We start from the raw sequence: 11943 nt of genomic DNA on the forward strand, positions 1-11943 counted from the left end.
CAACGTTTAATAGAACGTTGTCCCTTCACCAGCTCGAGTAAGCAAACCATCACATGGCGCGTAACGATCGCCATATTTCGATGCAAACTCATTCATTTTCTCTACGAGCTCCTTAATACCAAATTGGTCCATGTAACGGAACGGGCCACCCAAGAACGGTGGGAAACCAATACCAAATATCGCGCCAATATCACCGTCACGTGGCGAGCGAATGATGCCATCATCCAAACAACGTACCGCTTCATTCAGCATTGGCAGCACACAGCGCAACGCAATATCGTTATCGCTTAGCTTAGATTCAGGGTCGAGCTTAAGCAGTTTGTAAACCGATTTGTCGACATCTTTCTTCTTGCCCTTGTAAGTGTAAAACCCCTTACCACTCTTGCGTCCTTTACGTCCATCATTTAACAAGATATCAAACACATCCGGCCCTTTGAATCGGTCACCTAACTCATTAACCAGGATCGGCATAATTTTCGCGCCAATGTCGACACCAACTTCATCCAACAAGGTAATCGGGCCAACAGGGAAACCAAAATCAAGCAACGCCGTATCAATCTTTTCGATCGGTTCGTTAGCCAACAAAATATGCGCCGCTTCGTTCATGTATGGAGCAAGAATGCGGTTCACGTAAAAGCCCGCTTTGTCTTTCACTACGATCGGGGTTTTACCTTGCTTCTTAGCAAGTGCAACAACTGTTGAAACGGTTTCATCTGACGTCGTTTCATGCGGAATCACTTCCACCAACGGCATTTTTTCTACCGGGCTGAAGTAATGCAAACCCACTACGTTTTCTGGACGCTCCGCTTTTTCTGCAATTTTGTGGATAGGCAACGAAGAAGTATTGGTCGCAAAGATAGTTTCTGTCTTAGCGTTCGCTTCAATGTCCGCCACCATTTTTTGCTTAAGATCTAGGTCTTCAAAAACGGCTTCAATTACGACATCAATATGATTAAAACTGGTAAAGTCGACACCACCAGACAGTTGCAGCATTTTCGCTTGCAGGTCGGCCTTGGATAGAATGCGACGTTTGCGCTGTTTCTCAAATAACTTGTAGTTGTAGTTGAGCGCGTTTAAAACGCCATCGTTGCTAACGTCTTTGATGCGAACAGGTACTTTTGCTTTTGCAACAGACACATGGCTGATTCCGGCGCCCATCAGACCACCACCAAGCACACCAACTTTATGAACTGGTGCTGGTTTCGCATCCGTGCCATTTTCTTTCTTCATTTCTGTTGTGGCAAAGAAGATCGAACGGAGCGCTTTTGACTCTGAGCTCATCACAAGCTCACCGAAGCGCTTCGCTTCAAGTTCTTGACCTTTAGCGAAGCCTTTCTCTAAGCCATGTTGAATAACTTCTAGAATTGCAACCGTTGCTGGATAGTTACCACGGGTTTTTTGATTCGTTTTCTTCGCAGCTTGCTCAAATACAAACTTGCGCCCTAGCCCGCTACCAGACATCACCTTTTCTTTCGTCGATAGCTTTTTCGTACCCTTGTTTTTACCTTTGTCGATAAACTGTTTTGCTACGTCGAGCAAAATGGTGTCCGGCACACAGGCGTCCACAACGCCCAGTTTTTTAGCTTTCTTCGCACGAAGTTGTTTACCCGTCAGGATCAAGTCCAACGATGGTAACAGGCCAATCAAACGTGGCAGACGCTGAGTACCACCAGAACCTGGCAATAAACCAAGTTGTACTTCTGGCAGACCTAAACGCGTTTTGTCAGAATCCGTACAAACACGATAATCACATGCAAGAGCCAGTTCTAAACCACCGCCCAAACATGGGCCATGAATAGCCGCAACGACAGGATAAGGTAAGTCCGATAGCTGCTGGAATAAATCCTGACCTTGCCTTGCTAAGGCTTCCGCTTCACTTGCTGTGGTGCATGCTTCTAGCATTCGAACATCAGCACCCGCAACAAAATTGTCCGGTTTTAGGGAGTGGATGATCATCCCTTTAATACCACTGGAGTCTTTTAGCTGAGCAAAAATTTCTTTCATTTCGTCAGCAAAAGCCGCCTGCAGCGTATTCATTTTTTCATTAGGAACATCGATGGCTAACCAAGCAATATTTTGCTCATCAACCTTTAGACTAAATGCTTTTTGCTCGCTCATTACTCAACCTCCAGAATCATTGCCGCACCAAGACCACCAGCAGCACATGCGGTATTCAATGCAATACCACCGCCACGGCGTTTTAGCTCTCGTAGGGTTTGCGTCATCATACGCGCACCAGTCGCAGCAAATGGGTGACCATAAGCAATTGATCCGCCAAGCACGTTGAACTTATCCATATCAATTTCACCAATCGCTTTTGAGCGACCAAGGTTTTCTTGAGCAAACTTATCGGAAGCAAACATCTTCACATTCGCCAATGCTTGAGCAGCAAAGGCCTCGTGCATGTCGATCAACGTCAGGTCTGACAGTTCCAAGCCTGTATTTTCAAGCACTTTCGCTGTGGCATAAGTCGGCCCCATCAGCATGTCCTTTTCCACGCCGATAGCAGAGAATGCATAACCTCGGATGTAACCAAGAATCTCCATTCCGAGCTCTTTCGCTTTACCTTCTCGCATCAACATCACTGCCGCACCACCATCAGTCAATGGCGTACTGTTCGCAGCCGTAACACTGCCATACTGACGATCAAACGCAGGTCGCAATTTCGCGTATCCCTCAACCGTTGAGTCATGACGGATATTGTTGTCTTCCGAAATCCACTTTTTGTATGGTTCAGGGAAAGCCGTCATCACTTCATCTTGGATTTTTCCTTCTTTCCAAGCTTGAGAAGCCAGCGTATGAGAACGATGTGCAAGCGCATCCTGTTCTGCGCGAGAAATACCATGTGTTTTAGCCATTTGCTCTGCAGTTTGTCCCATGGATAAACCCGTAGAGTACTCTGCTACTGCTGGTGGCACTGGCATCAGGTCTTTAAAGCTCAAGTTTTTGAGGATACTAAGCTTCTGACCCATTGTTTTTGTCTTACTAAGAGCAAGCAGATTAGCGGCCAATTTCTTTGATACGCCAATAGGCAGGACGGAAGAAGAGTCTGCACCGCCAGCAATACCAATATCGATGGTTCCCGCCATGATGCTTTCTGCGACATTAACCGCCGCTTGAAAACTCGTTGCACACGCTCGAGTCACACTGTAAGCATCAGTATGGATGTTCATACCGGTGCCTAACACGATTTCTCGTGCGATGTTTGGCGCTTCAGGCATTTGTACTACTTGTCCAAATACCACTTGTTCGATTAGCTTCGGATCAATATCTGTTCGAGCAAGCATTTCGCTTACTACCATTTTCCCTAAATCGACCGCTGGCACTTGGCTAAATTCCGTGCTTTGACGAGCAAAGGGAGTTCGAAGCCCCGCGACAATAGCGACACGCTCACCATTGCGTGTTTTTACTTCCTGCTTGCCCATTGTTTCTCCTTAAATACAAGAGGTCTGACCTGAGGCATTGTAATGAATTTGTTAAATTTATCAAACGTGCGTTTAAATAAACGTGAAGCAAGTAGTTCAATTACTCTACTTCTTTGATTCTTATGCGATTACTAATGGTTAACTATAGAGAGTTAAAACGGTAAGAGGTATACGGAAAGTAAAATCGAAGCAAAAAAAAACCACACATAACTGTGTGGTCGGAATATCTATAAAACAATTAACTTACGCCAATTGAAAAGTAATCAGTTTCCTGATTAGGAGAAAGTAAAGTCAGCCTTCAAAAGGAAGTGTCATCTTGCTCAACATGTTAGTCGCAATGACTAACGAGATGACAAGGTGTACTATAACCCCTTCACTGCTTGATATTTTGAAATAGATCAATTTTATAGTGATTTTACGAGTTTTAAGCTCACCTAGAGCGATTATTGATTCAAAACAATTCAAGAATCCACCATCAGAAGTCCCTTTTAATGCTCCATCGAGTGAACTTATCCAAGCCATTGATTACTAATGATGATATTGTTAACAATATATATCAATTCGTGTTCGATGATATCTGACATTTGCGTATACACTTTTAGGTAACCACATGGCTTATTGTGTCAAAGGGGTTGCATGACAAATCCTGCAACCAAAACCGCTAGGCGATGAAGCAAGTAAAGTCATGCTCAGAACAAATAAGAAACTCACAGAGCGAGGATGGAGGCTCCTGTGGCCATATTAAAAATGTTTGGAAAGAAAAATTCCAACAGTCCGGTCAACTCTGATATGGACAAGCAAAGAAAATACGAAGCGCTCGTCCGAGGGTATCATCGTGACTTGTACCGCTACGCATATTGGTTGTGCAAAGATAAAGCGGTCGCGGAAGATCTAGTTCAGGAAACCTGTCTTAGAGCTTGGAAGTCACTCGATAGCCTCCAGGACGAAAAAGCTGCCAAGTCTTGGCTCATCACAATATTGAGACGAGAAAACGCGCGCCGCTTCGAACGTAAACAATTTGATTTAGTTGATATCGATGATTACGGCAATGATGCTAAAGTCAGCGATGAACCACATCATCAGCAAGAATGGCTGCAGGCACAGATCATGAAGCTCGATGTTGAATACCGTGAGCCTTTATTTCTCCAAGTTGTTGGTGGTTTCAGTGGAGAAGAAATTGGTGACATTCTTGATTTAAATAAAAACACAGTGATGACTCGACTATTTCGCGCTCGTAATCAACTTAAAGAGATGTTGGATTCTCAAGATACCAAGAGAGGACAAAAGAATGGATGATTTAGAATTTCGTCGTCGTATTTTGTCGGATCCAAAACAAAAGGATGAAGAGATTCTGCAAGCTTTAGCTGGTAGCGACGCCAACAATAAGTTTGTTGATGACGTTTTGGATCTCGATGTAAAAATTAAACAAGCCATGAATGTGGATGTACCCGAAGATCTCGCAGATAAGATTTTATTTAGCCAGACGTCGAGTGCACTTGATGAAGAGAAGGTCGTAAGACCAAACTTTGTCCGCAAAGCAATGGCACTTGCCGCTTCTATTGCGTTCACCGCAGGGTTATTAGTTGGCCAAGTAAACTGGGGAAATGTTTTGGTGTCTCCAGCACAAGCCAGTTTAGCGGATACCGCGATGAAACACGTTATTCATGAAGAACCGTTTGTTCGTCATCTTGATGAGGATGTACCGAGCTCGCAAATTAATGCGAAAATGTCGCCATTTCATTACCAGTTTAGTGAAAACTTTCCATATCACGTTTACTACCTAAACCACTGCGGTTTTGGCGAATCCAATGCGGTGCATATGGTGTTCCAAGGTCCAAAAGGTAAAGTAACGTTATTTATTACTGGTATTCCAAGCGAACAAAGTACCGACTTTAGTAAGGATGGCATGACCGGAATCGTTCAGCCCGTCGGGAGTTCAAGCCTGATTTTAGTCGGGGAAGAAGGTGAAAATATTGATGCGCTCGCTACGACTCTTGCATCAATGATTAAGCCGATGTAACAACTTCGACGATTTCCAGCCTTCAAAAGGTTAAATGCCGCTAAATGATCTTATTTAGCGGCATTTTTGTATAAATAGAACACAAAACATTCACCACCCCTATCGCATTTAGAGCTTAAACTCTAAATTATGCATTTTAAGTGCAATTTCCCGTCTTTTAGACATCATTTCTGCAATTTTTATTCAATTTTATCCAATGGTCGGATTTGTCCAAGCAACTATTGATACTACTATCTGCGCCACTGAGCAAAAGCTCAATTTATCGTCCAAAGAGACGAATCTAATAAGGAAAAACAAATGACTCAGAACACGCGTCTGTTTAAAAAGACTCTCCTAGCAGTAACGGTAGCTTTTGCCTCAGGTCAATCGATGGCAGCGGGTTTCCAAATCAACGCTCAATCAGCAACTGGCATCGGCCGTGCATTTGCTGGTGATGCGGTAATCGCAGATAATGCAGCAGTAATGGCTCGTAACCCAGCAGCAATGGCTCTGTTTGATAAAATGGAACTGTCGCTAGGTTTCGAAAGCATTACTTCAATGATTGAAGTGAAAGATGCGAAATATAACGTTAATACTCCTTTGGGCTCCAATACTGTAAGTGTTGCTGATACTGATGATGTGGGTGATACGTCAATAGCTCCAAACATTCACCTAATCGTTCCAGTAAATGACAAGTTTGCATGGGGCGTAAACGCATACTCTAATTTCGGCACTAAAACTGAATTTTCAGATAACTACACTGCAACAGAGTACGGTGGTCTTACGGACGTAAAAAGCTTCAACTTTGGATTGGCGGGTTCTTACCGTTTAAACGAACAATGGAGCTTTGGTGCTGGTTTAGATTTAATCTACGGCCAAGGCACAATGAAGCGTACAACTAGCTCTTCAGTCCCAAGGGTTGGCGGTCAAAAAATTCTGGACGTAGATAAAGCTGATGGTTGGGCTGTTGGTTTTAACGTAGGTACTGTGTACGAACTAGATGAAAACAACCGTTTTGGTCTAGCGTATCGTTACAGCCCTGAATTTACGGCGAAAGACGACAAAGGTCAGGAAATCACGCTACCTCTACCAGATATGGCCGAGTTTTCCGGTTTCCACAAAATCCAAGACACTAAATTTGCTGTACACTACAGCATCCAATACATCGGCTGGAAAGATTTCGACCAAATTGATTTTGAGAACCTAAATCAGGGTTTACTTAAAGGTGGTTACTCGAAAGACTATCAATGGCAAGATGGCTGGCACTACGCAATTGGTGGTACTTACTACCTAAACAACAACTGGACACTTCGTGCTGGTTACATGTACGACACAAGCGCTCAAGATAAAGTAACGTCTATCTCGGTACCAGACTCGGATCGCCAGTGGTTCTCCACAGGTTTCTCTTACCATATTGATAATAGCTCAAACATCGATTTTGGCTTCACGTACTTGTTAGGTGAAGATGTAAAAGTTAATGAGAATACTCAATTAGCTCCTGGTCTTTCTACCGGTGTAACAGCAACAACTCATGCTGATGCAATTCTATTCGGCTTACAATACAGCCGTAGCTTCTAAACGCTTCGCTGTTAGTTAGTAGAAAAATACTTTATATAAAAGGCTGGATTTCCAGCCTTTTTTCATATCTGCGATTTATTGCCCACTCAATTTGAGTGAACACGTGTATCTAAATCTCACAATTAGGACGCACAGCTGTTCGCTGAATTCCGTTTACAAGCCTTTCACAGTTAGATTATTAAACCGCACAAATAACATTTGAAAGGATAATATTCCAAATGACCACTTACGCTGGATTTTCATTTCTAAAGTAAAAACTCTACCTTTAAACTTTCGTCCCACGTTATAAACAAATCAGCGAACATTCGAATGAAAACCAACAAGACTCTTCTATCAACAGCAGTGGCATTAAGCCTACTTGGCACAACGGGCATGGCTAACGCAGCAGGTTTCCAACTTGCTGAATATTCTGCAACAGGCCTAGGTCGAGCATATGCTGGTGAAGCTGCAATGGCTGACAACGCAAGTGCACAATGGCGTAACCCAGCAATGCTAACTTATTTGGAAGGCACTCAAGTGTCCGTTGGTGCAATCTATGTGAACCCAAATATTGATATTGAAGGTGATGTAAACTTCCACGGTAGCACTTCTTCTGCATCTTCAGATGACTTCGCACATGATGCAATCATTCCAAACTTCTACCTATCACACCAATATAATGAGAAATTCGCGATTGGTTTGGCATTTGGCACCAACTACGGCATGGAAACCGATTTAGGTAAAGGCTTTGGTGCCTCGCACTTCGGCAATGAAGCAAGCGTAACGACAATGGAAGCGAACTTGAACGCAGCTTACAAAGTCAATGAATCAATCAGCGTTGGTGGTGGTATCCGTTACATCATCGGCGAAGGCAGCTTTGGCGCAGCAGCTCCTAAGAATAACGTTGTAGGGTTAAATCCTGAAACTAATCAACCAATCAGTGTTCCTCAAGGTACCGCTCTAAAATACATGGAAGGTGACGATACCGCTTGGGGCTGGCAAGTTGGTACAGCATGGCAGATCAATGAAAATAACCGTATCGGCTTCGCGTACAAATCTGAAGTTGAACTAAAGCTTGAAGGCCATGCTGAAGGTCTTGGTTTTGGCTTCGGTACTTCTGAACGCGACAGCGGCTACATGTATCTAAACCTGCCTGCAACGGCTGAGTTGGCAAGCTTCCACCAAGTAACAGACCAACTTGCATTACACGCAAGCGTTAACTGGACGGATTGGAGCTCTTTCGAGAAATTGGAAGCACGTCTAGATACTGCTGGCACGCATATGGTTAAAGTAGAAAACTGGGAAGACAACTATCGCTTTGCTGTTGGTGCCACTTACCAGCTTGATCCTAAGCTAGCGCTACGCACTGGTATTGCATACGATACTTCAGCGGTAAGCGACAAAAACCGTACGATCACTATTCCAGAAACTGACCGCACTTGGCTAAGTATTGGCGCAACGTACGATTGGACGAAAGACTTCAGCCTAGACGCTGGCTTCACCTATATTTTTGCGAAAGACGCACCAATCGTTGAGTCTCGTGGTTACAAGTCAGACGACACTGCAGAACAAGTCGGCGGCCAATTTGTAGGCGAAACTACGGGTAATGTTTGGCTAATCGGTGTTCAAGCAAACTACCGTTTCTAACCAAGCTGCAAAATACAAAAAAGGCTTAGCATCAGCTAAGCCTTTTTTCATTTCTCTATTGTGAAGAACAACGCTTAAAAGTCTTCTAGATATTCATCTAAATACTCTTCTTCTTCGATGTTAACTTCTTCTACCGTTTCAACTTCTGCTTTAAAGTTTTGACGCTGGATATAAACATCGCGAGTTAGAATATATGGATCCGGCGACGAGTCTAGCTGCGCTTCTTGCGGTACTAATAAAGCACGCTTCTCCATTCCTTCAAACGCCCACTTACCCAAACTCGCCCAGAAGTTGAGATAAGAGAGGGGTAAATACGTACTATCTACGGTATCTGTCACTTCACGTAAGGTATACGGACCATAACCTGGAACCATGAAGTAAGGACCATTTCCAACACCATAGTGGCCTACTGCATCACTGAACGCTTTCTCGTCGTACTTCGTAATACCCGCGGCACTTGCAATATCGAATAAACCGAAAATACCGAACGTCGAGTTAATCCAAAAACGGTTAAAGTGGTCCACGGCTTTCGTACCATTACCCATGATTAAGTTATTAACCATGCTTGCTGGCTCATCTAAGTTCGATAAGAAGTTAGCGATACCAGAACGAATAGGAACTGGCGTGTATTCTACATACGCAAGTGATACAGGACGAACCAAATACGGATCTAAATATTCGTAGTTGAGTTCCCACATGGTTCGGTTAAAGCCTTCCAACGGGTCATACACATCAGAAGTCGTTTGATTTGTTTCTTGTCCTGTTACTGCTTCATCAGGCGCACTTGAACAGCCAACCAGTCCAACGGCTAACAGCAACAAGAAGGTAGATTTACCCTTGTTATACATTTTATTTTCCATAACGACTATTAATGTACCTAAGTCACCCCGATTAACCATTGTACGTATGTTGAGCAGGATACATAGTAAAGATGACTCAGATATGGGAATAAATAAAGGCCAGCAATCGCTGGCCTTCGGTATTCTACTCGATCGTTTAGAGTCATACCACTAAAGGCAACTGACTCTACCTCGTTGTCATGTTTCAGAGACAGATGTTAACAATTAATACTGCTGATCAATGGTCACTTCTACTGGTGCGCCAAATTCAACGACGTCACTTTCTCCGTGCCAATCTTGATCACGCGTTGCTACGTTACCGTCAGAATCTACACGCACACGGACGATTAGCTTATCGAGTGTAGATAACTTTTGCCCTTGCATCATGGCATTGCCATCATCTAATACGACTGTGCGAGGGAAAGTACCTAGCGGATAACGAGCAGCAGCCACAGGCATTGGGGAGCCATCTGAACGATGTACTGACACAATCAGAACTGCGTTTGGATCCAACTGAGCATTTGGTGCCACATTAATTGTCACAGCTACACTCTTATCCGGTGAAACCGCTTCGCCCATTTGCTTACGAGCACTCTCAATACTGCGTGACAACATCTCGTAGCGGCTATCTTCTGGACCAATCATTTGCTGCATGATTCCCCAGTACTTGATGGCTGCCGGGAAGTCTTGACGCTCAAACGCATCGAACGCTAACAAAGAAAACACACGCAGATCGACATAGTCTTGCTGCATCAGCTTGCCGAGTAATGAGCGAGCCGTCGCTTGATCCATTTCCTCTTGAGACAGCATCAGAGCTTGTGCATAACCCAACATCACATCTGGGTCTTTTGGCTCTAGGCGGTACGATTTTTCCATCGCATCGATAGCTGTGGTGACATCACGATTTGCTAACGCAATACGACCTAGCAGTAACCAACCTGTCGAGTCTTCCGGCTGGTAATGTAAGCGAGTTCGAAGGGCAAGGGTCAAATCCGCCATTTCATCGTCACTCAGCGGCTCAGAAGAAGCCGACATCAGCTTTTTCGATAACTCAGGTAGATTTGCAGACACTTCTTGCCATTGAACAATATCATCTGACGCGCCAAATTTATAATACAAACCATAGCTCAGCACCACTGTCAGAATTACCGATGGAACTAAAACCGCGATTGGAGAAACCTTGGTTTCTTTTTGCGCTTTATCACCAGGGATATCGTCAAGCAGTGATTGCTTTAGATCAGAAATCAGTTCGTCTTCACTTTCAACAAGACCTTCGTCAGTTTCTTCTGCAAGCTCAGATAGTCGGTCTTTATAAAATGCCTTGTTGAGCTCATCGCGTAACACATCATCATTGTTCGCTTTTTGTTTAAGCAGCGGCAAAGCCACCAGCGCACAAGCAATAAGCGTGAGAGCAACGGTGGAAATCCAAAATAGTGTCATTACTTCTTATCTCCGTTGTTCTCTTCTTCAAGCAATGCTTTTAAACGAGCTTCTTTTTGCTCATCCCATTGCTCGTCACTGCTCGCTTTTGCCTTAACTTTAGATTTACGGCTACGCAGTACAATCAAACCAAAACCACCCATTACTACAGCGAGTGGCCCTAGCCACAAAATCGCAGTCGCGACCGTAAATGGTGGGTTGTAAGTCACGAAGTTACCGTAACGGGCGATCATGTAATCAACAATCTCATCTTTGGACTTACCTTCTTTGGTCATTTCATACACCTTATGGCGTAAGTCCTGAGCAAGTTCAGCGTTAGAATCCGAGATCGTGTTGTTCTGACATTTAGGGCAACGGAGCGTATGGCTTAACTCTTTGAACTGCTGTTCTTGTTCCAAATTATCAAACTCGTACACTTCAATGGCCGCATGAGCAGCAAGAGATAATGTCATCGCAGCAAAAACGGCAAGAATTAGCTTTCTCATTGCTTCGCCTCCTCAACCAATTTGTTGTAAAGCGGCTCCAGTGTTTCTGACCAATTACGTGGGTTTACATCCCCTACATGGCGATAGCGAATCACACCATTTGCATCAATAATGAATGTTTCTGGAGCACCATAAACGCCAAGGTCAAGGCCAAGCATACCACTGCCATCAAATAGGCTGATCAAGTACGGGTTGCCGAGATCATTCAGCCAACCTATTGCTTTATTACGATCATCTTTGTAATTCATACCGATGATCTTAACGCCCTTACCCGCCAATTCGTTTAGGTATTTATGCTCTGCATAACACGTTGGGCACCACGTTGCCCAAACGTTCAAGAGCAACGGTTCACCTTTAAAAATTGATTGGTCGTACTGTTTTCCAGGCTCAGCCAGGTCTTCTAAATGAAACTCAGGAACTGGCTTGCCAACCAAAACCGACTCCAATTTAGTTGGATCATCGCCCTCTTGGTTACGCATTAATTGGGTTGCGAAAATGCCCGCTAGAATCATGAAAGCGACAAGCGGAATAAATAAGATTTTCTTATTCAT

At 44.0% G+C, this 11943-nt stretch carries 10 protein-coding genes; 4 read left to right on the forward strand and 6 right to left on the reverse strand.

Features of this window, described 5'->3' with window-relative positions:
• Positions 1-6 precede the first annotated feature (6 nt).
• Positions 7-2118, reverse strand: coding sequence for a fatty acid oxidation complex subunit alpha FadJ (gene fadJ / locus R7F07_RS01565; protein ID WP_047104368.1), 2112 nt, complete (start codon positions 2116-2118; stop codon positions 7-9).
• Positions 2118-3425 (reverse strand): acetyl-CoA C-acyltransferase FadI, encoded by a 1308-nt coding sequence (gene fadI, locus R7F07_RS01570; protein WP_005384447.1) that lies wholly within the window; start codon positions 3423-3425, stop codon positions 2118-2120. Before fadI ends, fadJ begins: the two co-directional genes overlap by 1 nt.
• A 720-nt stretch (positions 3426-4145) precedes the next feature.
• On the opposite strand from fadI, the gene R7F07_RS01575 reads away from it, so the two are divergent.
• From R7F07_RS01575 to R7F07_RS01590, 4 genes are all read left to right on the forward strand, one after another.
• Positions 4146-4721: a sigma-70 family RNA polymerase sigma factor gene (locus tag R7F07_RS01575; RefSeq protein ID WP_033907378.1), complete on the forward strand. Its 576-nt coding sequence runs from the start codon at positions 4146-4148 to the stop codon at positions 4719-4721.
• Positions 4714-5445: a DUF3379 domain-containing protein gene (locus R7F07_RS01580; protein WP_033907380.1), complete on the forward strand. Its 732-nt coding sequence runs from the start codon at positions 4714-4716 to the stop codon at positions 5443-5445. The genes R7F07_RS01575 and R7F07_RS01580 overlap by 8 nt, the downstream gene beginning before the upstream one ends.
• A gap of 297 nt (positions 5446-5742) precedes the next feature.
• Positions 5743-7002 carry an outer membrane protein transport protein gene (locus tag R7F07_RS01585; RefSeq protein ID WP_005384451.1) on the forward strand — a complete coding sequence of 420 codons (1260 nt, stop codon included), beginning with the start codon at positions 5743-5745 and terminating at the stop codon, positions 7000-7002.
• 309 nt (positions 7003-7311) lie between these two features.
• Positions 7312-8628 carry an outer membrane protein transport protein gene (locus tag R7F07_RS01590; RefSeq protein ID WP_171342820.1) on the forward strand — a complete coding sequence of 439 codons (1317 nt, stop codon included), beginning with the start codon at positions 7312-7314 and terminating at the stop codon, positions 8626-8628.
• 74 nt (positions 8629-8702) lie between these two features.
• On the opposite strand, the gene R7F07_RS01595 is transcribed toward R7F07_RS01590, so the two are convergent.
• The 4 genes from R7F07_RS01595 to R7F07_RS01610 all read right to left on the reverse strand — a co-directional run bounded on the left by R7F07_RS01595 (position 8703) and on the right by R7F07_RS01610 (position 11943).
• Positions 8703-9476 carry a VacJ family lipoprotein gene (locus R7F07_RS01595; RefSeq protein WP_005380523.1) on the reverse strand — a complete coding sequence of 258 codons (774 nt, stop codon included), beginning with the start codon at positions 9474-9476 and terminating at the stop codon, positions 8703-8705.
• A 216-nt stretch (positions 9477-9692) separates the two neighbouring features.
• Complete coding sequence (ccmI, locus tag R7F07_RS01600; protein ID WP_065274745.1) at positions 9693-10907, reverse strand: c-type cytochrome biogenesis protein CcmI; 1215 nt, start codon at positions 10905-10907, stop codon at positions 9693-9695.
• Complete coding sequence (locus tag R7F07_RS01605; protein ID WP_053306688.1) at positions 10907-11392, reverse strand: cytochrome c-type biogenesis protein; 486 nt, start codon at positions 11390-11392, stop codon at positions 10907-10909. Before R7F07_RS01605 ends, ccmI begins: the two co-directional genes overlap by 1 nt.
• Positions 11389-11943 (reverse strand): DsbE family thiol:disulfide interchange protein, encoded by a 555-nt coding sequence (locus R7F07_RS01610; protein WP_005380518.1) that lies wholly within the window; start codon positions 11941-11943, stop codon positions 11389-11391. The genes R7F07_RS01605 and R7F07_RS01610 overlap by 4 nt, the downstream gene beginning before the upstream one ends.

This window comes from Vibrio sp. YT-16 (assembly GCF_033337405.1).
Taxonomy (GTDB): domain Bacteria; phylum Pseudomonadota; class Gammaproteobacteria; order Enterobacterales; family Vibrionaceae; genus Vibrio; species Vibrio alginolyticus.

What these genes read in the sequence shown, in the direction of transcription:
- fadJ (WP_047104368.1), bottom strand. Translation starts at nt 2,118, where the DNA reads ATGAGCGAGCAAAAAGCATTTAGTCTAAAGGTTGATGAGCAAAATATT.
- fadI (WP_005384447.1), bottom strand. Translation starts at nt 3,425, where the DNA reads ATGGGCAAGCAGGAAGTAAAAACACGCAATGGTGAGCGTGTCGCTATT.
- R7F07_RS01575 (WP_033907378.1), top strand. Translation starts at nt 4,146, where the DNA reads ATGGAGGCTCCTGTGGCCATATTAAAAATGTTTGGAAAGAAAAATTCC.
- R7F07_RS01580 (WP_033907380.1), top strand. Translation starts at nt 4,714, where the DNA reads ATGGATGATTTAGAATTTCGTCGTCGTATTTTGTCGGATCCAAAACAA.
- R7F07_RS01585 (WP_005384451.1), top strand. Translation starts at nt 5,743, where the DNA reads ATGACTCAGAACACGCGTCTGTTTAAAAAGACTCTCCTAGCAGTAACG.
- R7F07_RS01590 (WP_171342820.1), top strand. Translation starts at nt 7,312, where the DNA reads ATGAAAACCAACAAGACTCTTCTATCAACAGCAGTGGCATTAAGCCTA.
- R7F07_RS01595 (WP_005380523.1), bottom strand. Translation starts at nt 9,476, where the DNA reads ATGTATAACAAGGGTAAATCTACCTTCTTGTTGCTGTTAGCCGTTGGA.
- ccmI (WP_065274745.1), bottom strand. Translation starts at nt 10,907, where the DNA reads ATGACACTATTTTGGATTTCCACCGTTGCTCTCACGCTTATTGCTTGT.
- R7F07_RS01605 (WP_053306688.1), bottom strand. Translation starts at nt 11,392, where the DNA reads ATGAGAAAGCTAATTCTTGCCGTTTTTGCTGCGATGACATTATCTCTT.
- R7F07_RS01610 (WP_005380518.1), bottom strand. Translation starts at nt 11,943, where the DNA reads ATGAATAAGAAAATCTTATTTATTCCGCTTGTCGCTTTCATGATTCTA.